At 69.4% G+C, this 21,227-nt stretch carries 18 protein-coding genes; 12 read left to right on the top strand and 6 right to left on the bottom strand.

Annotated features, from left to right (window positions below):
• Window position 1 precedes the first annotated feature (1 nt).
• Window positions 2–220 (bottom strand): DUF6356 family protein, encoded by a 219-nt coding sequence (locus Q0833_RS00985; protein ID WP_298429289.1) that lies wholly within the window; start codon window positions 218–220, stop codon window positions 2–4.
• Between the two features lie 97 nt (window positions 221–317).
• On the opposite strand from Q0833_RS00985, the gene Q0833_RS00990 reads away from it, so the two are divergent.
• Window positions 318–779, top strand: coding sequence for an Lrp/AsnC family transcriptional regulator (locus tag Q0833_RS00990; RefSeq protein ID WP_298429292.1), 462 nt, complete (start codon window positions 318–320; stop codon window positions 777–779).
• On the opposite strand, the gene Q0833_RS00995 is transcribed toward Q0833_RS00990, so the two are convergent.
• The 4 genes from Q0833_RS00995 to Q0833_RS01010 form a co-directional block, all read right to left on the bottom strand.
• Window positions 776–1,942, bottom strand: a complete 1,167-nt coding sequence (locus Q0833_RS00995) for a hydantoinase/carbamoylase family amidase (RefSeq protein WP_298429295.1) — start codon at window positions 1,940–1,942, stop codon at window positions 776–778. The genes Q0833_RS00990 and Q0833_RS00995 overlap by 4 nt on opposite strands.
• 50 nt (window positions 1,943–1,992) lie before the next feature.
• Window positions 1,993–3,927 (bottom strand): M43 family zinc metalloprotease, encoded by a 1,935-nt coding sequence (locus Q0833_RS01000; protein ID WP_298429298.1) that lies wholly within the window; start codon window positions 3,925–3,927, stop codon window positions 1,993–1,995.
• A 123-nt stretch (window positions 3,928–4,050) separates the two neighbouring features.
• Window positions 4,051–7,572, bottom strand: coding sequence for a DNA polymerase III subunit alpha (dnaE, locus tag Q0833_RS01005; RefSeq protein WP_298429301.1), 3,522 nt, complete (start codon window positions 7,570–7,572; stop codon window positions 4,051–4,053).
• 77 nt (window positions 7,573–7,649) lie between these two features.
• The gene (locus tag Q0833_RS01010) at window positions 7,650–8,060 is read right to left on the bottom strand and encodes a hypothetical protein (RefSeq protein ID WP_298429304.1); all 411 of its coding nucleotides are present in this window, start codon (window positions 8,058–8,060) and stop codon (window positions 7,650–7,652) included.
• 182 nt (window positions 8,061–8,242) lie between these two features.
• On the opposite strand from Q0833_RS01010, the gene xdhA reads away from it, so the two are divergent.
• Genes xdhA through Q0833_RS01050 form a run of 8 tightly spaced genes read left to right on the top strand, consistent with a single transcriptional unit; the run spans window position 8,243 to window position 17,801 of the window.
• Complete coding sequence (gene xdhA, locus Q0833_RS01015) at window positions 8,243–9,670, top strand: xanthine dehydrogenase small subunit (protein WP_298429307.1); 1,428 nt, start codon at window positions 8,243–8,245, stop codon at window positions 9,668–9,670.
• Window positions 9,667–11,997 (top strand): xanthine dehydrogenase molybdopterin binding subunit, encoded by a 2,331-nt coding sequence (gene xdhB, locus Q0833_RS01020; protein WP_298429310.1) that lies wholly within the window; start codon window positions 9,667–9,669, stop codon window positions 11,995–11,997. The genes xdhA and xdhB overlap by 4 nt, the downstream gene beginning before the upstream one ends.
• The gene (gene xdhC, locus Q0833_RS01025) at window positions 11,994–12,866 is read left to right on the top strand and encodes a xanthine dehydrogenase accessory protein XdhC (protein WP_298429313.1); all 873 of its coding nucleotides are present in this window, start codon (window positions 11,994–11,996) and stop codon (window positions 12,864–12,866) included. Before xdhB ends, xdhC begins: the two co-directional genes overlap by 4 nt.
• Window positions 12,863–14,377: an ABC transporter ATP-binding protein gene (locus tag Q0833_RS01030; protein ID WP_298429316.1), complete on the top strand. Its 1,515-nt coding sequence runs from the start codon at window positions 12,863–12,865 to the stop codon at window positions 14,375–14,377. Before xdhC ends, Q0833_RS01030 begins: the two co-directional genes overlap by 4 nt.
• A 12-nt stretch (window positions 14,378–14,389) precedes the next feature.
• Window positions 14,390–15,472 (top strand): ABC transporter permease, encoded by a 1,083-nt coding sequence (locus Q0833_RS01035; RefSeq protein WP_298429319.1) that lies wholly within the window; start codon window positions 14,390–14,392, stop codon window positions 15,470–15,472.
• Entirely contained in the window at window positions 15,469–15,753 is a 285-nt protein-coding gene (locus tag Q0833_RS01040; RefSeq protein ID WP_298429322.1) for a hypothetical protein, read from the top strand. Before Q0833_RS01035 ends, Q0833_RS01040 begins: the two co-directional genes overlap by 4 nt.
• The gene (locus tag Q0833_RS01045) at window positions 15,753–16,682 is read left to right on the top strand and encodes an ABC transporter permease (RefSeq protein WP_298434901.1); all 930 of its coding nucleotides are present in this window, start codon (window positions 15,753–15,755) and stop codon (window positions 16,680–16,682) included. Before Q0833_RS01040 ends, Q0833_RS01045 begins: the two co-directional genes overlap by 1 nt.
• 30 nt (window positions 16,683–16,712) lie before the next feature.
• Window positions 16,713–17,801 carry a BMP family ABC transporter substrate-binding protein gene (locus Q0833_RS01050; RefSeq protein WP_298429325.1) on the top strand — a complete coding sequence of 363 codons (1,089 nt, stop codon included), beginning with the start codon at window positions 16,713–16,715 and terminating at the stop codon, window positions 17,799–17,801.
• A gap of 66 nt (window positions 17,802–17,867) precedes the next feature.
• Here the strand turns inward: Q0833_RS01050 and Q0833_RS01055 are convergent, their stop codons facing one another.
• The gene (locus tag Q0833_RS01055; protein ID WP_298429327.1) at window positions 17,868–18,302 is read right to left on the bottom strand and encodes a RidA family protein; all 435 of its coding nucleotides are present in this window, start codon (window positions 18,300–18,302) and stop codon (window positions 17,868–17,870) included.
• 190 nt (window positions 18,303–18,492) lie between these two features.
• On the opposite strand from Q0833_RS01055, the gene Q0833_RS01060 reads away from it, so the two are divergent.
• The 3 genes from Q0833_RS01060 to Q0833_RS01070 all read left to right on the top strand — a co-directional run bounded on the left by Q0833_RS01060 (window position 18,493) and on the right by Q0833_RS01070 (window position 21,221).
• Window positions 18,493–19,425 carry an aldo/keto reductase gene (locus Q0833_RS01060; RefSeq protein ID WP_298429330.1) on the top strand — a complete coding sequence of 311 codons (933 nt, stop codon included), beginning with the start codon at window positions 18,493–18,495 and terminating at the stop codon, window positions 19,423–19,425.
• A gap of 69 nt (window positions 19,426–19,494) precedes the next feature.
• Window positions 19,495–20,571: an FAD-binding oxidoreductase gene (locus Q0833_RS01065; protein ID WP_298429332.1), complete on the top strand. Its 1,077-nt coding sequence runs from the start codon at window positions 19,495–19,497 to the stop codon at window positions 20,569–20,571.
• Window positions 20,568–21,221 (top strand): DUF938 domain-containing protein, encoded by a 654-nt coding sequence (locus Q0833_RS01070; RefSeq protein WP_298429335.1) that lies wholly within the window; start codon window positions 20,568–20,570, stop codon window positions 21,219–21,221. The genes Q0833_RS01065 and Q0833_RS01070 overlap by 4 nt, the downstream gene beginning before the upstream one ends.
• The last annotated feature ends 6 nt before the right edge of the window (window positions 21,222–21,227 follow it).

The following is a 21,227-nucleotide window of genomic DNA, read 5'->3' on the forward strand; positions in this document are numbered from 1 at the left end:
CTCAGTGCCGGTTGTCGATCCGCGCATGCATCCGCCGGATCAGGCGGCTGGCCGTCGTCTCGCAAAGCGGTGGGATGATCGCATGGATCAGTGCCGCCCCGCCCGCGAGGAAGAGCATGCCCGCAAATCCGAAGGCAAAGCGCATGTGACCGAAATAGGTCTCGTCGACCGAAGCCGGGTGATCATGGAAGGCGCGGACGAACTGGGCGATCTGGGTCATGTGGCTCTCCTGTTTGACGCAGTATGGAGCGCCGCGATGCTGAATCCGTCCCAAATGTGATTGTTCTGTCCGAGCATGTCACGATAATATCCCAACAATGGCAGATATCATAGACGAGACAGACCGCCGTATCCTGCGGCAGCTTCAGTCCGACGCCGCCCAGTCGCTCGATCTGCTGGCCGAGCGCGTCGCGCTGTCGCGCAACGCCTGCTGGCGCCGCGTCCGCAAGCTCGAGGCGGCCGGCGTCATTCGGTCGCGCGTCGCCCAGCTCGACGCCACGAAGCTCGATCTCGGGCTATCGGTTCTCGTGATGATCCGGGTCGGCGCGCACGACCCGGACTGGCTGGACCGCTTTCGCGCCGTTGTCGCCGCCATGCCCGAGATTCAGGGCGCGCACCGCATGACCGGCGAGCTCGATTACGTGCTGCGCATCAAGGTGCGGGACGTCTCGGATTACGACCGGTTCTACAAGGCGCTGATCGCGCGGGTTCCGATTGCGGACGTGTCCGCCAGTTTCGTGATGGAGGACATCAAGGACACGACCGCGCTGCCGATCTAGGTAAGTTCGCCCACCGCGCGGTCCAGCACGCGGAGCATCGTCACGAGGTCGTCGCGATCCGTGTCTTCGTCGAAGGCATGGCTGATCCCGCCGATCGACGGCGCAAAGAGCATCGCCACCGGCAGCACTCGGGCCACGTTCGTCGCATCGTGCAACGCGCCCGAGGGCATGCGGCGCCAGCGTCCCGGCGCTTCCCGTTCCGCGGCGCGGGCGAGCACGTCCTGCAGGGTGCTGTCCATCGGCGCAGGGGGCAGGGCCGTGGTATCCGAGATGTCGATCCGAAGGACCGAGGCCCGCGCCGCATCCTCCAGCGCCCGGCGGATCGCGGTCTCCATCCGCTCCAGCCGTGCCGCCGAGGCGTCGCGCCATTGCACGGTGAACCGGACGCGGCCCGGCACGATCGACGGGGCGTTCGGGTGCAGCGCGACATGGCCGATGGTCCAGACGCTGTCGGGCGTCACCACGTCTTCGAGGGCGGTGGCGATGGCGTCCTGCGCCATGCCGAACCCGCGCAGCGCATCCGCCCGCAGATGCATCGGCGTGGTGCCCGCATGGTTCTGGCGGCCCTCCATCGTGACGGTCACCTGCCGCAGCCCGACGATGGCGGTGACGATGCCGACCGCCTCGCCCGCGGCATCGAGGACCGGGCCTTGCTCGATATGCGGCTCGAGATAGGTGCGGAAGCGGGCCGGGTCGGGCGCCGATCCGGTCGAAGGTAGCGCGCAACGGGCTGCGCCGAAGGTCGTGCCGTCGAGGTCGGTCAGGGCGTCGGCGGCGTCGAGAGACAGCGCACCGGACCAGATCTCGGAGCCGGTGGTCGCGCCGAACCGCCCCTCTTCGTCCTGGAACGAGACGACCGAGACCGCACCGGGCCGCGCCCGCGCGACGGCCAGCCCGGCGATCACGCCAAGCGATCCGTCGAGCCAGCCGCCCTCCGGCTGCGTGTCGGTATGGCTGCCGATCAGGATCGGCCCACCGCATCCCCAGACGTTCCCCGCGGGGTCGATGACCGGATCGAGCCCGGCGGCGGCGAAGCGATCGGCCAGCCTTCGGCGCGCACGGATGTCGTCAGGGTCGAAGGCCCGGCGGACGACGCCGGTGCCGCGCCGACCGATCCCGCGCAGGGTGTCGAGGTCGTCAAGAAAGGCGGCCGGGTCGAGCATGGGCGCAGCCTTCCGGTCGCGGCCCGAAGGGTCAAGCGGCGGCGTGCCGGCTAGGCCAGGACGATGTCGTCGAGGATCGCGGTCAGCCCGGCATCGGTTGTCACCGACAGCGTGTGGCCCGGCGCGAAGGTGAAGGCGATGCCCTCGAGCCCGACCGTCGCCGCGGCCAGCACCTCCGCTTGCGTCAAACCGCCCAAGCCGAATGCGTCGGGCCGGATCGTGATCTCCTCGCCATCGGCCCAGTCCGCGAGGGTGTCGCGCCCACCGGTGAAGACGAACCGGTCCCGGTCGAGACCGCCCCACAGCGCGTCGTCGCCGCCGCCGCCGATCAGCACATCCGTTCCCGGTCCGCCCGCCAAGAGGCCGCCGTCGCCCCAGGCCTGAAGCGTGTCGGCCCCCGCGCCGCCCACGAGGGTATCCACCCCATTGCCACCGACCAGCAAATCGTTGCCATCGTCGCCGAGGATGTAGTCGTCACCGTCGCCGCCGCCGATCGTGTCGTTCCAGTCGCCGCCGGTCAGCGTGTCGTTGCCCCAGTCGCCGAACATCCGGTCGTTTCCCGCGCCGCCGGACAGCCAGTCGTCGCCCGCGCCGCCATGCATGACGTCGCGCGCGCCGTTGCCGTAGAGACGGTCGTCGTCGGCGCCGCCGAACATCCGGTCCTCACCTGCACCACCTACCAGGACGTCGCGCCCGCCCCAGCCCGACAGGACATCGTCGTCCTCCTCGCCGCGGAGCGTGTCTGCCCCGTCGCCGCCGTTCAGGACGTCATTGCCGCCGCCGCCCATAAGGGAATCGTCGCCTGTGCCGCCGCTGAGCGTATCCGTGCCGGCGCCGCCGAACAGCGTGTCGTCGCCTCCCCAGCCGGTCAGGAGATCGTCGAGATCGCCGCCGTCCATGATGTCGATCCCGTCGCCGCCGTTCAGCGTGTCTGCCCCGTCGCCGCCCGACAGCGTGTCGTTGCCGATGCCGCCGAACAGGAGGTCGGTGCCCGCCCCGCCGTCGAGGAGATCGTCCCCGGCCTCGCCCCGGAGGGTGTCCGCATCTTGGTCGCCGTAGAGCTCGTCGCCATCCGCGCCGCCCCAGAGGAGGTCGTTCCCCGCCCCGCCGCGCAGGGTGTCGACCCCCGCATCGCCGACCAGGCGATCTGCCCCCGCCTCACCCAGCAAGAGGTCCGCGCCCGCGCCGCCGCGCAGAACGTCCGCGCCGTCGCCGCCGCTGAGGCTGTCGCCCCGCGCGCGCCCGATCAAAAGGTCCCGTCCGTCGCCGCCTTCGAGGAGCGTCGGCGCGTCGGCCACGAGAAGCGTGTCGTCGCCCGCACCGCCCGTCACCTCGACCCGCTGGGCGTCGGCGTTCCACGTACCGGTCCAATCCCCGGCGCCGGGGCCGTAGAGATAGTCGAGCGCCGCGATATCCAGATCCCGCAGATCGCGGGGGCGGGGGCCGGTGAAGGTGTAGGTCATGACCGAATGGTCGTCGTCATCGAGATGGTCAACCAGCACATTGGGCCCATCGAACGTGTGCTGCAGACCCATCACATGCCCGAGCTCGTGGAGCAGAACCGTGAAGCCCCAGCTTCCCGGATCCCAGTCGCCCGCGACGTTCATCACGATGGCGGATTCGGCGATGTGGCTGGTCGTGACATGGGGGTAGAAGGCATAGCCGGAAACCGTGCTGCCGCCGGTGCTCAGCCCGCTGGCGGAATAGGCGGACAGCATTGCCGCGCCCTCGACCTCGACGAAAACGACGCCGGTATGGGATTCGTAGAGCGCCAGCGCATCGCGGAAATTGTCGGCCTGTGCGGCGGTGAAGGCCGACACGCCGGTCGGCCCGTAATAGACATCTGCGACGGGCGGCAGGTTCGTGTCCGAGAGGATCGAATAGGTGACGACGACACCGACGCCGGTCGGGGCGTCGGCGTTCCAGCGCGCGACCGGATCGTCCAGCGATGCGACGATGGATGTATAGTCGGTGACGATCGGCAATGTCGGACTCCGCTGCAATCCCGCGAGATTGCCGCAGCCGACTGAACGATCGGTAAATGCCCTGCGCCCAATTCGGTCCGTGGTTAAGGAAGGCCGAACAGCGATCCGGCCAAGCCGCCGTCGTCAGACCTCTTCGACCATCGCCACACCCGGAAGCGAGCTCAGCGCGCCCTTCACCTTGGGATTGACCGGGTAGAGGTCGGGCAGGCGAAGCTCGACCTCGCCCGGCAGGTCATCGCCCAGCAGGCAGAGATGCAGCGGCCCGCGTCCACGCGCGCCGCTCTCGCCCGCCAGCCGGTCGAGAAGGCCGCGCAGGGGTGGGATCGCGCCCCCATCCTCAAGGAAGATCCGCAGGCCGATCTGCGGCGCGGCATCGACCGCGTCGTCCATCGGCGTCACCGCGCGGGCAAGCAGCTTTAGCTGGTCGGCCTCTTGCGTCGCCTCGACCTGCAGGATCACGCGACAGCCGGGTTCCAGGTGGTCCCGGGCGGTGTCGAGCAGGTCCGAGAACACCATCGCCTCGTAGCCGCCCGTCGGGTCGCTGGCCTGCAGGAACGCGAAACGGTTGCCGCGCGCCGATTTCCGCTCCTGCCGGGCGGAGACGATGCCCGCGATCTTGGCAACCATGGCGCCACCGCTCGCGAGCTTCGATTGGACCGCGGCGAGGGTCATCACGTTCTGCCGCTTGAGCGCCGTCATGTAGTCGTCGAGCGGGTGGCCCGAGAGGTAGAAGCCGATGGCCTTGAATTCCTCGCCCAGCCGTTCGGCGGCGAGCCAGTCGTCGCGGAAGGGCAGGCGGGGTTCGGGCAGGTCCTCGCCCGCCTCGCCGAAGAGCGAGACCTGGTTCGAGGCGCGCTGCTCGTGGATCGCCGCCGAATAGCCGACGAGGCCGTCCAGCGCCTCGAGGACGCGCGCGCGGTTGGGGTCGAGTTCGTCGAAGGCACCGGCGCGGGCCAGCATCTCGAGGGGGCGTTTGCCGACACGCTTCAGGTCGACCCGCCGCGCCAGATCGTAAAGCGTTGTGAACGGCGTCTCGCCCCGGCCCTCGACCACGAGGCCCATCGCCTCGACGCCGACATTCTTGAGCGCCCCCAAGCCATAGACGAGCTTGCCGTCCCGCACGGTGAACCGCGCCTCGGAGCGATTGACGCAGGGCGGGATGATCTCGAGGCCCAACCCGCCGCGGTCGCGGGCCTTGCGGACCTCTTCGGCATAGACGGCCAGCTTGTCGGTCAGGTGGATGTCGCTGTTCATGATCCCGGCCATGAACTCGACCGGGTGGTTCGCCTTGAGCCAGGCCGTCTGGTAGCTGACGACGGCATAGGCGGCGGCGTGGGACTTGTTGAAGCCGTAGTTCGCGAACTTGTCGAGGAGGTTCCAGACCTCCATCGCCTTCTCGCGATCGACACCGTTCGTCTTGGCCCCCTCTAGGAAGAGTGGCCGCTGGGCGTCCATCTCGGCCTGGATCTTCTTGCCCATCGCGCGGCGCAGAAGGTCGGCGCCGCCTAGCGAGTATCCCGCCATGTCCTGCGCGATCTGCATCACCTGTTCCTGGTAGACAATGATGCCCTGCGTCTCGTCGAGGATGTGGTCGATGGACGGATGCAGAGTGTCGCGCTTCGACAGGCCGTTTTTCACCTCGCAGTATTTCGGAATGTTCTCCATCGGGCCGGGCCGGTAGAGCGCGACCAGCGCCACGATGTCCTCGATGCAGGTGGGCTTCATGCGCCGCAGCGCATCCATCATGCCCGTCGATTCCACCTGGAAGACGGCGATCGTGTTGGCCGAGGCATAGAGCTCATAGCTCGCCGCGTCATCGAGCGGGATCAGGTTGATGTCGTTCTCGGTGCCCGGCTGTGGCGCGTAGAGCGTGCGCCCGTCAGCCGCCACGTGGATGTCGCGGCCCTGCGCGCGGATCAACTCGACGGCGTTCTGCACCTGCGTCAGCGTCTTCAGGCCGAGGAAGTCGAACTTCACCAGCCCCGCCTTCTCGACCCATTTCATGTTGAACTGCGTCGCCGGCATGTCCGAGCGCGGATCCTTGTAGAGCGGCACCAGCGCGTCCAGCGGCCGGTCCCCGATCACCACGCCCGCCGCGTGGGTCGAGGCGTTCCGCAAGAGCCCCTCCAGCTTTTCGGCGTAGTCCAGCAGCCGTTTGACGGGGTTCGTCCGGCCGTCGCGGCGATCCTGCTCACTCTCGCGGGCAGCCTCGCGCAGCCGCGGCTCGTCGGCCAGCGCCTTGGTGATCGAGACGGGCTTCACGCCCTCGACCGGGATCATCTTCGAGAGCTGGTCGCATTGGCCGTAGGGCATCCCCAGCACCCGGCCCACATCGCGCACGGCGGCCTTCGACAGCAGCGCGCCGAATGTGATGATCTGACCCACGCGGTCGCGGCCGTACTTCTCCTGCACGTAGGCGATCACCTCCTCGCGGCGGTCCATGCAGAAGTCGATGTCGAAATCGGGCATCGAGACCCGCTCGGGGTTCAGGAATCGCTCGAAGAGGAGCGCGTAACGCAAGGGGTCGAGATCGGTGATCGTCAGCGCGTAGGCCACCAGCGACCCCGCGCCCGACCCGCGCCCCGGCCCCACGGGAATGCCCTGTTCCTTGGCCCACTGGATGAAGTCGGCGACGATCAGGAAATAGCCCGGAAAGCCCATGCCTTCGATGATGCCCAGCTCGTATTCGAGGCGCTTCTCGTATTCCTCGACGGATGCCGCGGGTTCGATCACGGCAAGGCGCGCGCGCAGCCCTTCCTCGGACTGGCGGCGCAGCTCCTGCACCTCGTCATCGGCGAATTTGGGCAGGATCGGATCGCGGCCATACGCCTTGAACGCGCAGCGCTTCGCGATCTCGATTGTGTTCTCCAGCGCTTCCGGAAGGTCGGCGAAGAGTGCGGCCATCTCGGCCTGCGACGCGAAGTGGTGGCGCGGCGTGACCCGCCGGCGCGGCGCCTGCTGGTCGACATAGGCGCCCTCGGCGATGCAGAGGAAGGCGTCATGCGCGTCGTGCATCCCGGGTTCGGGGAAATAGACGTCGTTGGTCGCCACCAGCGGCAGGCCGCGGGCATATGCCTGTTCGACATGGAAGCGCTCGGTCGGCTCGGGCGTGGTTTGGCGCTGCAGCTCGACATAGAGCCGGTCGCCAAAGATCGCGTGCAGCCGGCCCAGCACGGCCTCGGCCTTGGCCTCCTGCCCGTCGCGCACCAATCGGCCCACGGCGCCGTCGGGCCCGCCCGTCAGGCAGATCAGGCCGTCCGCATTGGCCGTCAGCTCGTCGAAGGTCACCTGCGGCAGCATCTCGGGGCGCTCGAGATAGAGGCAGGAGTTCAGCCGCATCAGCGCCTCGTACCCGGCCTCGTCCTGCGCCAGCAGCACGATCGGCGCGGGCTTCCGGGGCTTTTCTCCGGGGGCGGCGGGATCGTGCATCACGTCGATCTGGCAGCCCATGATCGGCTGGATCCCGCGCCCGGCCAGCGCCGTAGCGGCCTCGAGCCCCGCGAACATGTTGTTGGTGTCGGTCACCGCCACGGCTGGCATGTCCGCGCGCGCCACGAGGTCGGGCAGCTGCTTCAGGCGCACGGCTCCCTCGAGCAGCGAATACTCGGTATGGAGGCGCAGATGGATGAATCGCGGATCGGGCATGGTCCGAATATGGGGGGTGGGCCCGTCGGGGTGAAGCCGCAATCCGCGCCCTGTCGCGTGGGCGCCGCACTTGGCCCTCAGGTCACCAACGCCAGATAGACCGCGTTCACCGCCAGCCCGATCACCGCGCTCACGACGACGTAGAGGAACGCGAGGCTCCAGCCCCCGGCCTGCAGGATCACGCCCCGCTCCTCGAAGCGGAACCGCAGCGCGCGCAGGGCCACGAAGCCGCACCACATGTTCCCGAGATAGAGCGCGGCGCCGACCAGCGCGATCAATCCCCCGATCGCCTTGACCGCAAGCGCGAGCGGGTCCGACAGGACCGCCATGGGCGCGGACATCTCGGTCATCGACGGCACCATCATCTCGCCTGTCATCGACCCCGACACGTTGGCCGCCACATCGACGCCGACCGCCACGAGGGTCCCTGCAAGGAGATAGACCTTCAGGTGATCGGTCGCGTCATGGATCTGATCGACGAGGGCCATCGATGAAGACTGACCACGCGTCAGCCTCGCGATCAAGCAGGCCCGGTCTCACGATCCCTCGACGCCGGCCGCTGCGCCCCCCTTGCAATGCGGCGCGCCCGCTCGTCTAATCCGGTGGCCCGCCCTTCCTACGCCGCATCGGAAGGGGCTCCGGGCCGGACCGGTATCGCGGCGGGCATTCCATGGAGATCACCTTCCGCCTGAACGGCGAGGACGTCACGGCGACGACCGAAGACCCGACCACGATGCTGCTCGACTGGCTGCGCGCGCGCGGTTTGACCGGCACCAAGGAAGGCTGCAACGAGGGCGACTGCGGAGCCTGCTCGGTCGTCGTCACGGGGCCGGACGGCACGCCGAAGGCGCTGAACGCCTGCATCCTCTTCCTGCCGCAGCTTCATGGGCGCGCCGTGCGTACGGTCGAGGGGATCGCGGCGCCCGACGGCACCCTTCACCCGGTCCAGCAGGCGATGATCGACCGTCACGGCTCGCAATGCGGGTTCTGCACGCCGGGATTCATCACGACGATGGCCGCCGCCCACGCCCGCGGCGACACCGATCACGCCGACCAGATCGCGGGCAATCTCTGCCGCTGCACCGGCTACGCCCCGATCCTGCGCGCCGCCCGCGACGTCGAGGGCGCGCCGGTGCCCGCGCATATGGTCGAGACACCCCCCGAGGTGCCCGCGACCTCGCCGCCGCGCGCCCCCCGTCCGCTGGCCGATCACGGCACGCGCGGATCCGGCCCGGACAACGCGACCGCCTTCACGCCCGTTTCCGGCGACGATCTTGCTGGATGGTATCTCGAGAACCCGGACGCCACGCTGGTTGCCGGCGCGACGGATGTCGGGCTCTGGGTGACGAAGCAGTTCCGCGACCTCGGCACGGTGGCCTTCCTCAATCGCTGCGACGATCTGCGAGCGGTAACGCAGACGGAGGCGGGGCTCGAAGTCGGCGCGATGTGCGACATGGAGACGCTGCGCCATGCGATCGCGCCGCATCACCCGTCCTTCGCCGAGATGCTGCGCCGCTACGGCAGCGTGCAGGTCCGCAACGCGGCGACACTGGGTGGCAACATCGCCAACGGCTCGCCCATCGGAGACAGCCCGCCGCCGCTGATCGCGCTCGGGGCGGTGCTGCATCTGCGCCGGGGCGACGATCGGCGCGAGATGCCGCTCGAGGCGTATTTCCTCGACTACGGCAAGCAGGACCGCCGCCCGGGTGAGTTCGTCGAGCGCGTGACCATCCCCATCAGCGGCCCGGTGCTACATGTCCACAAGCTGTCGAAACGGTTCGACCAGGACATCTCGGCGGTTTGCGGGGCGTTCGTCCTGCCGGTCGCTGACGGCGTGATCCGGGACGCGCGGATCGCCTTCGGCGGCATGGCCGGCATCCCGAAACGTGCCACCGCGGTCGAGGCCGCCCTGGAAGGCCGCCCGCTCGACGACGCCACAATCGCCGCTGCGCAAAAATCCTTCAGGAAGGATTTTACGCCGCTCGACGACATGCGCGCCTCGGCGACCTATCGGCTGGCCGCGGCCGAGGGGATGCTCAGGCGCACGGTGCAGGCGATGGCGGGCGCACCGGCTTCGGTCTTGGAGGTGCGCCCGTGACCGTCGCCAAGCCCCTCCCGCACGAGAGTGCGCGCCTGCATGTGACGGGCGCGGCGCGCTATACCGACGACATCCCCGCGCCCGAGGGCTGCCTGCACATCGCGTTCGGCCTCTCAGAACACGCCCGCGGCACGCTCGACGCGCTGGACCTCGACGCCGTGCGGGCCGCGCCGGGTGTCGTCGCCGTCTTCTCGGCCGATGATTTCGAGACGATGCCCGACTGCTCGCCCTCGCTTCACGACGAGCCGCTGCTTTCGACCGGCGAGATCCACTATGCCGGTCAGCCGCTCTACATGGTGGTGGCCGACAGCCACCTGAACGCCCGGCGCGCCGCACGCCTGCACCGCGCCGAGGTGACCGAAGCGCCTGCACTCCTGACGATCGAGGACGCGCTCGCCGCCGAAAGCTGGTTCGACGACGGCCCGCGCATCTGGACCGATGGCGACGTGGAGGCAGCGCTTTCGGACGCGCCGCACCGCCTGACCGGCGAGATCGAGATGGGCGGGCAGGAGCATTTCTACCTCGAGGGGCAGGCCGCGCTGGCGCTGCCATCCGAGGCGGGCGAGATGCATGTCCTAACCTCGACGCAGCACCCGACCGAGATCCAGCACAAGGTGGCCGACGCGCTGGGCCTGCCGATGCACGCCGTCCGGTCCGAGGTCCGCCGCATGGGCGGCGGGTTCGGCGGCAAGGAGAGCCAGGGCAACGCGCTGGCCATCGCCTGCGCGGTCGCCGCCACGCGCACCGGCCGCGCCTGCCGGATGCGCTACGACCGCGACGACGATTTCGTCGTTACCGGCAAGCGTCACGATTTCCGCATCGCCTACGAGGTCGGGCACGATGACGCGGGCCGCGTCCTCGGGGTCCGGTTCCGGCACTGGACGCGCTGCGGCTGGGCGCAGGACCTATCCCTGCCGGTGGCTGACCGGGCGATGCTGCATGCCGACAACGCCTACGACATCCCGGCGATGGAGATCACCTCGTGGCGGCTGCGGACCAACACCCAGTCGGCGACCGCCTTCCGGGGCTTCGGCGGGCCGCAGGGAATGCTGGGCATCGAGCGGGTGATGGACCACGTGGCGCACGCCACGGGGCGCGATCCGCTCGAGGTGCGGCGGCTCAACTTCTACGACGATGCCGGTGACGCAGCCGGGGGGCCAGCCCCCCGGACCCCCCGAGGTATTTCGGGCCAGAGGAAGACGGGGCGAACCCATTACGGTCAGGAGGTCTCGGATTTCTGCCTGAACGCTCTCGTCGACCGGTTGGCCGCGCGCTGCGACTATGCTGGCCGGCGGGCGCGGGTCGCGGAGTGGAACGCGGCGGACCCGGTCCTGAAGCGGGGCCTCGCGCTCACGCCCGTGAAGTTCGGCATTTCCTTCACGCTGACGCATCTCAACCAGGCGGGCGCGCTGGTTCATGTCTATGCCGACGGCTCGATCCATCTGAACCATGGCGGCACCGAGATGGGGCAGGGGCTCCATTCCAAGGTGGCGCAGATCGCTGCCGATCGGTTCGGCTGCGACCCCGCGCGGGTGAAGGTGACCGCCACGGATACCGGCAAGGTGCCCAATACCTCGGCCACGGCGGCTTCATCGGGGGCGGACCTGAACGGGATGGCGGTCAAGGCCGCCTGCGACACGATCCGCGACCGGATGGCCGAGGCGCTGGCCGCCGAGCATCAGGCGAGGCCGGGCGACGTCGTCTTCGCGGGCGACCGGGTCACGGTGGGCGGTGCCGAGTACGGCTTCGAGGAGGCCGCGGCCAAGGTCTATGCCGCGCGTGTTTCGCTGTCGTCGACGGGCTTCTACGCCACGCCCGAGATCACCTGGGACCGGGCGGCGGGGCAGGGCCGGCCGTTCTTCTATTTTGCCTATGGCGCGGCCTGTTCGGAGGTGGTGATCGACACGCTGACGGGTGAGAACCGCATCCTCAGGACCGACATCCTGCACGACGCGGGGGCCTCGTTGAACCCGGCGCTGGACATCGGCCAGATCGAGGGTGGCTTCATCCAGGGCGCGGGCTGGCTGACGACCGAGGAGTTGGTCTGGGACGATCGCGGTCGCCTCCGGACCTATGCGCCGTCGACCTACAAGATCCCCTGCGCCTCGGACGCGCCGGAGATCTTCAACGTCGACCTCTGGGACGCGCCCAACCGCGAGGACACGATCTACCGCTCGAAGGCCGTGGGCGAGCCGCCGTTCATGCACGGGATCAGCGTGCTCATGGCGCTGTCGGACGCGGTCGGGGCCTGCGGATCGGCCTATCCCGACCTCGATGCGCCCGCGACGGCGGAGCGTGTGCTGGGCGCCGTCCGGGCCGTCTCGTGACGCTCGATCCCGCGCGGCTGCGGTGGGCGTTGGAGGCGCATGGCCCGGTTGCGCGGGTCGTTGTGGCGGACGCGCGGGGCTCGGTGCCGCGCGGTGCGGGCACGGAGATGCTGGTCTGGGCCGACGGCTTCGACGGCACGATCGGCGGCGGCGCCCTGGAATGGCGCGCACTGGCGGTGGCGCGCGGGGTGCTGGCGACGGGGGCCGCGCGGGTCGAGCGCGTGCCGCTGGGACCTGCGCTGGGACAGTGCTGCGGCGGGGCGGTGACGCTCGTGGTCGAGCGGTTGGAGACCGTGCCGGACCTCCCTTGGGCGCGCCGGATCGAGGGTGACCGCCCCGATCCGCGACGGCCGGGCTTCCATGACGGCTGGCTGCGCGAGGAGGCGCCCGCGCCGGGCCGCGCGGTCTGGGTCTGGGGCGCGGGCCATGTGGGCGCGGCGCTGGTCGCGATCCTGGCGCCGCTCCGGTCCGTGGTCTGGATCGACGACGCGTCCGAGCGTTTCCCGGCGATCCCGGATGGCGTCGACCGGCTGGTGGCCCGCGACATGCCCGCCGCCATGGCCCATGCGCCGCGGGACGCCGACCACGTCATCCTCACCTACAGCCACGAGATCGACCTCGCCCTCTGTCACGCGGCGCTCCGCCGAGGCTTCGCCAGTTGCGGTGTGATCGGTTCGGCCACCAAGCGTGCGCGGTTTCGGGCGCGGCTCATCGCGCTGGGGCACGCGGAACGGGCGATCGACCGTATCGCCTGCCCGATCGGTGACCGGCGGCTGGGCAAGCACCCGCAAGGGATTGCCGTTGGCGTCGCCGCGGCCCTACTCTCGCGCGACGCGCCCGCAGAGGTGCCGGTGGGGACGATGGATTGACGACGCTTCTGGAACTCGACGGCCTGACCAAGGCCTATCCCGGCGTGGTGGCCAATGACGACGTGTCGTTCACCATCGCCGAGGGCGGCGTCCACGCGCTTCTGGGCGAGAACGGCGCGGGCAAGTCGACGCTGGTCAAGACGATCTACGGTTTGGTCAAGCCCGATGCCGGCACGATGCGGCTGGGCGGCGCACCCTACATCCCGCCGGACCCGAAATCGGCGCGCGCCGCGGGCGTGGCGATGGTGTTCCAGCATTTCAGCCTGTTCGAGGCGCTATCGGTGGCCGAGAACGTCGCCCTCGGGATGGAGGACCCGCCGAAGCCGCGCGATCTGGCGCGCCGTATCCGCGAGGTGTCGGAGTCCTACGGCCTGCCGCTCGATCCGGGGCGGCGCGTGGGCGATCTTTCGGCGGGCGAGCGCCAGCGGGTCGAGATCGTGCGCTGCCTTCTGCAGGATCCGCGCCTTCTGATCATGGACGAGCCGACCAGCGTGCTGACCCCGCAGGAGGTCGAGATCCTGTTCTCCACGCTGCGCACCCTTTCGGCCGAGGGGACGGCGATCCTCTATATCTCCCACAAGCTCGAGGAGATCCGCGCGCTGTGCGATGCGGCGACGATCCTGCGGGGCGGCAAGGTGGTGGGTGAATGCGACCCGCGCGCCGCCTCGGCGGCCGAACTGGCCGAGCGAATGGTCGGTGCGGCGCTGACGGCCCCGAAAGCGGGCGGTGCGGCGCCGGGCGTCGACCTGTTGCAGGTTACGGGCCTGACATTGCCGCCGGCCTCGCAATTCGGAACGCCGCTCCGGGACGTGGCGGTGACCCTTCGCGCGGGCGAGGTGCTGGGCATCGGGGGCGTCGCCGGGAACGGGCAGGACGAATTGCTGGGCGCGCTCTCGGGCGAGCGGTTGACGGCGGAGAACACCGTCGTGCTGGAAGGCGTCGACCTGTCGCGCGAGGGACCGAACGCGCGGCGGGCTGCGGGCCTTCTGACCGCGCCCGAGGAGCGGCTGGGCCATGCCGCGGCACCCGACATGACCCTGACCGAGAACGCCGCCCTGACGGGTGCGGCGCGACAGGGAATGCTCAATCGCGGGTTCCTCGACTGGGGCGGCGCGCGGGATTTCGCGGCCCGCATCGTCGAGCGCTTCGACGTGCGAACGCCGGGCGTCCATGTCGCGGCGCGCGCGCTGTCGGGCGGCAATCTGCAGAAATTCGTGATCGGGCGGGAGGTCCTGCAGGACCCGCGCGTCCTTGTCGTCAACCAGCCGACCTGGGGCGTCGATGCCAGTGCGGCCGCCGCCATCCGGCAGGCGCTTCTGGACCTCGCGGCGGGCGGCGCGGGCGTCATCGTGATCTCGCAGGACCTCGAGGAACTGCTGGAGATTTCGGATCGGTTCGCCGCGCTCAACGAAGGGCGCCTCGGTGCCTCGGTCCCGACGTCGGAGCTGACGATGGAACGGATCGGCCTGATGCTGGGCGGCGCGCATGACCTCGAGGTGGCCCATGCCTGAGGGGTTCGCGCGATGATCCGGTTGGAGCGCCGGCCGACGCCCTCGCGCGTCTGGGGTGCCGCGGCCCCGATCCTTGCCGTCGCGCTGACGATGATCGCGGGCGGGCTGATGTTCGCGTTCCTCGGCGAAGACCCGATCGAGGCGATCCGAACGATCTTCTGGGACCCCGTCTTCGGCGAGTTCGCGTGGTATTTCCGCGGCCAGCTTCTGGTGAAGGCCGGGCCGCTGATCCTGATCGCGGTGGGCCTCGCCTTGGGCTTCCGGGCGGGTGTCTGGAACATCGGGGCCGAGGGGCAATACATCATCGGCGCGATCTGCGGCGCCGCCGCCGGGCTCGCGTTCTACCCGTCCGATAGCTGGCTGATCTTTCCGCTGATGGTGGTTTGCGGGGCGCTGGGCGGCCTCGCCTGGGCGATGATCCCGGCGCTGCTCAGGGTCAGGCTCGGGACGAACGAGATCCTCGTGTCGCTGATGCTGGTCTACGTAGCCGAGAACTTGCTTGCTTCGGCGGCGGTGTCGTGGCTGCGCAACCCCGACGCGGTGGGCTTTCCGGGCTCGCGCAACCTCAGCCAGTGGGCGGCGGCGGCGAACCCCGAACTGATCGCGGGGACGGGCGCGCATTGGGGCGTCGTGGCCGCTCTGATCGCGGTCATCTTCGCTTATATCATGCTGACGCGTCACCTTCTGGGCTTTCAGATCCGGCTGACCGGGGCCGCGCCCCGCGCAGCGCGCTTTGCGGGGGTCGATCCGGGACGGCTGGTCCTGATCTGCTTCGGTCTGTCGGGTCTGCTCGCGGGTCTCGCCGGGCTCTTCGAGGTGACGGGTCCCGCGGGCCAGATCTCCATCGACTTCGCCTCGGGCTACGGTTTCACGGCGATTATCGTGGCCTTCCTCGGGCGGCTGAACCCGCTGGGGATCGTGGCGGCGGGGCTGCTCATGGCGCTGACCTATGTGGGCGGCGACAACGCGGCGACTAATCTCGGGCTTCCGGCGGCGGCGATCTCGGCGTTTCAGGGGATGCTTCTGTTCTTCCTGCTGGCCGTCGACGTGCTGGCGAACTTCCGGGTGCGGATCGGGTCAGGGGTGACGACATGAACCATGCGCGGATGGCGCCCCTGATGGGGCTTGCGATGGGCGGAATGATCCCGCTGATGATCCACGGGCCCATGGCCGACGCGGGCATCGCATTCGTCGCGGCCCATGTCGCGGTGGTGGCGGGGCTGGCGTCGCTGGCATTTGTCGCGCCCCGCGTCCGAACGTGGCTCGCCGCACACCGACCAGACCGGCGGATGCTCCGGCGGATGGCGCTGGGCGTCCCCGTGGGGTTCGCGGTGGTGTGCGCCCACTGCCTCCTGACGTGGCATGGAAGCGCCTGATGGACCTCTCCTCGATCTCCCCCACGCTCCTGATCGCATCCCTGATGGTGGCCGCGACCCCGATCCTTCTGGCTGCCCTCGGCGAGATGGTCGTGGAGAAATCCGGTGTCCTGAACCTCGGGGTCGAGGGGATGATGATCATGGGCGCGGTCTGCGGGTTCATCGCGGCGATCGAGACCGGCTCGCCCTGGCTCGGGTTCATCGTGGCGGCGGTCGCGGGGGCGGTGATGGCGCTGCTCTTCGGGTTCCTGACGCAAGTGCTCCTGTCGAACCAAGTCGCCACGGGGCTTGCCCTGACACTCTTCGGCCTCGGCCTGTCGAGCCTGCTGGGACAGGGCTATGTCGGCATCAAGGCCAACTCGCTGGGCCGGATCGACCTCGGCCCCCTCAGCGATCTGCCGTTCTTCGGGCGCGTCCTCTTCGGACACGACCCGATCGTTTACCTTAGCGTGGCACTCGTCGTGGCCGTCTGGGCGTTCCTCCGCTTCACCCGCGCGGGCCTGATCCTGCGCGCGGTGGGCGAAAGCCACGAGGCGGCGCATGCTCTGGGTTATTCCGTCCACTTCGTGCGCTTGGCGGCCATCGCGTTCGGGGGCGCCTGCGCGGGCCTTGGCGGCGCATATCTGAGCCTCGTGCGCGTGCCGCAATGGACCGAGGGGATGACGGCGGGGGCGGGCTGGATCGCGCTGGCCATCGTGGTCTTCGCGTCTTGGCGGGCGCCGCGCGTTCTGATCGGTGCCTATTTGTTCGGCGGCATCACGGTGTTGCAGCTTAACCTTCAGACGGCCGGCGCGCGCATCCCGGTCGAGCTTCTGTCGGCGGCGCCCTACCTTGTCACCATCCTCGTGCTCGTGCTTATTTCGCTCCGTGCCGGGAGGGGCGGGGATGCGCCCGCCGACCTGGGCAAACCGTTCCACGCGTCCCGCTGAAGAGGACGCGCCACCACTGGGGAGATACCGATGAAATTCACCACCCTGCTTGCAGGCGCGATGAGCCTTGCGTTGACCGGCGCGGCCTTCGCCCAGGACGATCCGGTCAAGGTCGGCTTCGTCTATGTCGGCCCGATCGGCGATGGCGGCTGGACCTTCCAGCACGACCAGGGCCGCCTCGCCCTCGAAGAAGAGTTCGGCGACAAGGTCGAGACCGTCTACCAGGAGAGCGTCCCCGAGGGCGCCGATGCCGAGCGGGTCATCACCCAGATGGCGCTGGGCGGGGCGGACATCATCTTCACCACGTCCTTCGGCTATATGGATCCGACCAACAACGTCGCGGCCAAGTTCCCCGATGTGAAGTTCGAGCACGCCACCGGCTACAAGCGCGACCATCCGAACGTCTCAACCTATGACGCGCGCTTCTACGAGGGCCGCGCCGTGATCGGCACCATCGCGGGCCACATGACCGAGACGAACAAGATCGGCTACATCGCGTCCTTCCCGATCCCTGAGGTCATCCAGGGCATCAACTCGAGCTTCCTGCACGCGCAGAAGGTGAACCCCGATGTCGAGATGGTCGTGACCTGGGCCTATACCTGGTTCGATCCCGCCAAGGAGGCCGACGCCGCCCGCGCGATGATCGACCAGGGCGTCGACGTCATCCTGCAGCACACCGATTCGACCGCGCCGCAGGCCGCCGCACAGGAGGCCAACGAGAACGGGGGCCGCGTCTTCACCTTCGGCCAGGCCTCCGACATGGCGGCCTTCAAGCCGAGCCCCCGGATCGCCTCGATCATCGACGACTGGTCGCCCTACTACATCGAGCGGGTCGGCGCGCTGATGGACGGCAGCTACGAGCAGACGGCCTCCTGGGGCGGGATGCCCGAGGGCGAGGTCGTGATCGGCGAGATCACCTCCGAGGTGCCTGCCGAGGTGAAGGCCGAGGCCGAAGCCATGATCGCCGCCATCACCGACGGCAGCTACCACCCCTTCACCGGCCCGATCACCAAGCAGGACGGCTCGGTCTGGCTGGCCGACGGCGAAGTGGCCGATGACGGCGCGCTGGCGACGATGGACTTCTATGTCGAGGGCATCGAGGGCGACATCCCGAACTGATCCGGTCGCGATCCGGACAAGGCGCCCGGCGGGTTCTCCGCCGGGCGCCTTGCGTTCCGGGGGGCGTCAGCCGTCGAGGGCGCGCGCGGTGTCCGGCATCGTGAAGCGGGCGGCGGGGATTTCGGCCGTGCCGTTGATCTCGATGAGCAGGCGCGGATCGTAGAGCGCAGCCACCTCCAGTGTCGTCGTGACCGGATAGGGCGGCGAGAAGACCTGTGTCCGGATCTCGCCGCAGGCCATGAACGCGGAGATGTCGGTCGTGAACTGGTTCAGAGCGACGATATCCGACATCCGGCCACCCATCGGCGCGAGAATGTCGGCGAGGTTCCGCAGGACCTGCCGGACCTGCTGCCCCATATCGCCTTCGCCCACGATCTGCCCGGAGGCATCGAGCGCCACCTGTCCTTTCAGAAGGACCGTCTGCCCAGTCCCGACGATGACGGATTGCGAGAATGCGCCGAAGGGCGCCCAGATGTCGGGCGGGTCGAAGCTGTGGGCCATGTCGTCCTCCATCGCGGGGTAGGTCGCGGGGCGGGTTCGCGTGCCGCCCACTTCCGCGAAAGCCTAGTCAGATCGTATCGCACCGTCACGCAGGCGCTGGATCGCCAAACGCCACGATCCCGAACACCGGCGCGGGCGAAGATCTGAAATCGCGGCTCGCAAATCCGCCGGATTCGGGAAACACTCGGATATGACCGATCTCACCAGCCTCGACGGCACCCCGATTTCGTCCCTGTGCTTCGGCACCATGCAGTTCGGCGGCACGGCCGACGAGACCGCCAGCCGGGGCATGTACGACGACTGCCGCGCCGCCGGCGTCAACTTCTTCGACACCGCCCATGTCTATACCGGCGGTGCGTCCGAGACGATGCTGGGCGCCATGGTCGCCCCCGAGCGCGACCGCGTCGTCGTCGCCACCAAGGCGGCATATGGGGGCGGCGCGTCGCGGCAGAATATCCTGGATTCGCTCGACGAAAGCCGCCGCCGGCTGGACCTCGACGTGATCGACATCCTCTACATGCATCGCTGGGATGGCGGCACGCCGCTGGAGGAGACGTTCGAGACGCTGGCCCGACTGCAATCGGACGGCACCGTGCGTCATCTCGGGGTCAGCAACTACGCCGCGTGGCAGGTGATGAAGGCGCAGGGTGTCGCCGCCGCGCTGGGTACCCGAATCGCGATCATGCAACCGATGTATAACCTCGTGAAGCGACAGGCGGAGGTGGAACTCCTGCCGATGGCGCTGGATCAGGGAATCGCGGTCGCGCCCTATTCGCCGCTGGGCGGCGGGCTTCTGACTGGAAAATACGCCGATGGCGGCGAGGGGCGTATCCGCAGCGACGAACGATACGCCGCACGTTACGGTCAGGACTGGATGCACGAGACGGCGACGGCACTCGGCGCGCTGGCCCGCGAACGGGGCGTCGATCCAGCGACGCTCGCGGTGGCTTGGGCGATGCGCCAGCCGGGCGTCTCGGCGCCGATCATCAGCGCGCGGTCGCCCGAACAATTGGTTCCTTCGCTCGCAGCGGCGGCGTTCGAGATGGACGACGCGCTGCGCGACCGCATCACCGCCCTGTCGCGCGCGCCCGCCCCCGCCACGGATCGCCTCGAGGAGGCGTGAGGCGCGTCGGCGCGTCCACCTGCGCCTGGCCCTTTGCCATGCCCCGCGTCCCGTGACAGGTTCCGGACCATGTACGAATTTCTGATCATCGGCGGTGGCATTGCCGGGCTGGCCGCGGGGCAGGCGCTGGCGCCGCTGGGGCGCGTGCTCGTCCTCGAAGCGGAAGCCGCGATCGGGCATCATGCCTCGGGGCGGTCGGCAGCGCTTTTCGAGGAAAGCTACGGCAAGCCCGCCGTCATCGCGCTCAACCGGGCGTCGCGCCCCGATCACGCGACGGCCGGCCATCTCAGCGCGCGCGGGTTTCTTCTCGTGGCGGTCGAGGGCGAGGACGCCGCCTTCGAGGCCGATCTCCAGGCGATGTCCATTGCCGAGATGTCCGTCGCTGACGCCCGGACGCGGGTCCCGATCCTGTCGGACGGGGTGACCCGTGCCGCCTTCGAGCCGGATGCGATGGACCTTGATACCGACGCGATGCTGCAGGCGGGCGCGCGCGCGGTCCGTGCCGGTGGCGGCGCCGTGCTGACCGGCATGCGGGTCGATGCCATCGCGCGCGCCCCCGGCGGCTGGCAGGTGTGGGCCGGCGGCGAAACTCACGAGGCACGGACGCTCGTGAACGCGGCGGGGCCCTGGGCCGACGCGGTGGCGCGGATGGCGGGTGCCACCCCGCTCGGCCTGACGCCGCTCCGCCGGTCGATGGCGCGGCTCAAGGCGCCCGGCGGCCACGACGTCCGCGGCTGGCCGATGCTGATGGGCGCGGGCGAGAGCTGGTACGCCAAGCCCGATGCGGGCGCATGGATCGTGTCTCCCGCCGAGGAGGACCCGTCCGAGCCGCTGGACGCCTTCGCCGACGACATGGTGCTGGCCGAGGGGCTGGCCCGCTATCAGGAGGCCGTGACCGAGGAGGTGACGCGCCCCATCGCGACCTGGGCCGGTCTCAGGACCTTCACGCCCGACCGGCTGCTGGCGATCGGGCCGTCGGAGCTGGACGGCTTCTGGTGGAGCGTGGGGCAGGGCGGCTACGGCTTCCAGACCGCGCCCGCCGCCGCACGCCTCCTGGCGGATCGGATCGCGGGCCGCGGCTCGGAACTCGGGGCCGAGACCGTCGCCGCCCTCGATCCGCGCCGGTTCCTTCGGATGACGGCATGATCCGCCGCCTCGACCTGCCCGATACGGCCGGCGCGGTCGACGGATCGGGTCTTTTACACGCGCCGTCGGCGGACCGGAACCGCGAGGCGATCCTCGATGCGCTGCTGCCGCGCCTGCCCCGGCAGGGCGACGTGCTGGAGCTGGCTTCGGGCACGGGACAACACATCGCCGCGCTGGCCGCCCATCGGCCCGACCTGTCCTTTCATCCGACCGAACCCGATCCGGAACGGCGCGCCGCCATCGACGCCCGCTGCCGGGGTCTCGCCAATGTCGCACCGGCGGGCGATGTCGATGCCTGCACGGCGGGCTGGTCGCTGGAGGGGACGGCCGAGGCGGTGATGGTGGTGAACCTGTTGCATCTCATCTCGGATGCCGAGATGTCGGTGCTTCTCGACGAGGCCGTGCGCGTCCTGTCGCCCGGCGGTCTTCTGGCGATCTACGGACCGTTTCTCCGCGGCGGGGTCGCGACGTCGCCCGGCGATCTGACCTTCGACGCGAGCCTGCGCGCGCAGGACAGCGCGATCGGCTTCAAGGAGGTCGAGGTGATCGAGACCGTACTCGGGGCGATGGGGCTCGATGTCGAGCGGATCGCCATGCCGGCCAACAACCTTATGGTCATCGGGCGCGTGCCGACCCTGCCCGGGTTCTAAGGCGTT

Source organism: uncultured Jannaschia sp. (assembly GCF_947503795.1).
Classification (GTDB): Bacteria; Pseudomonadota; Alphaproteobacteria; order Rhodobacterales; family Rhodobacteraceae; genus Jannaschia.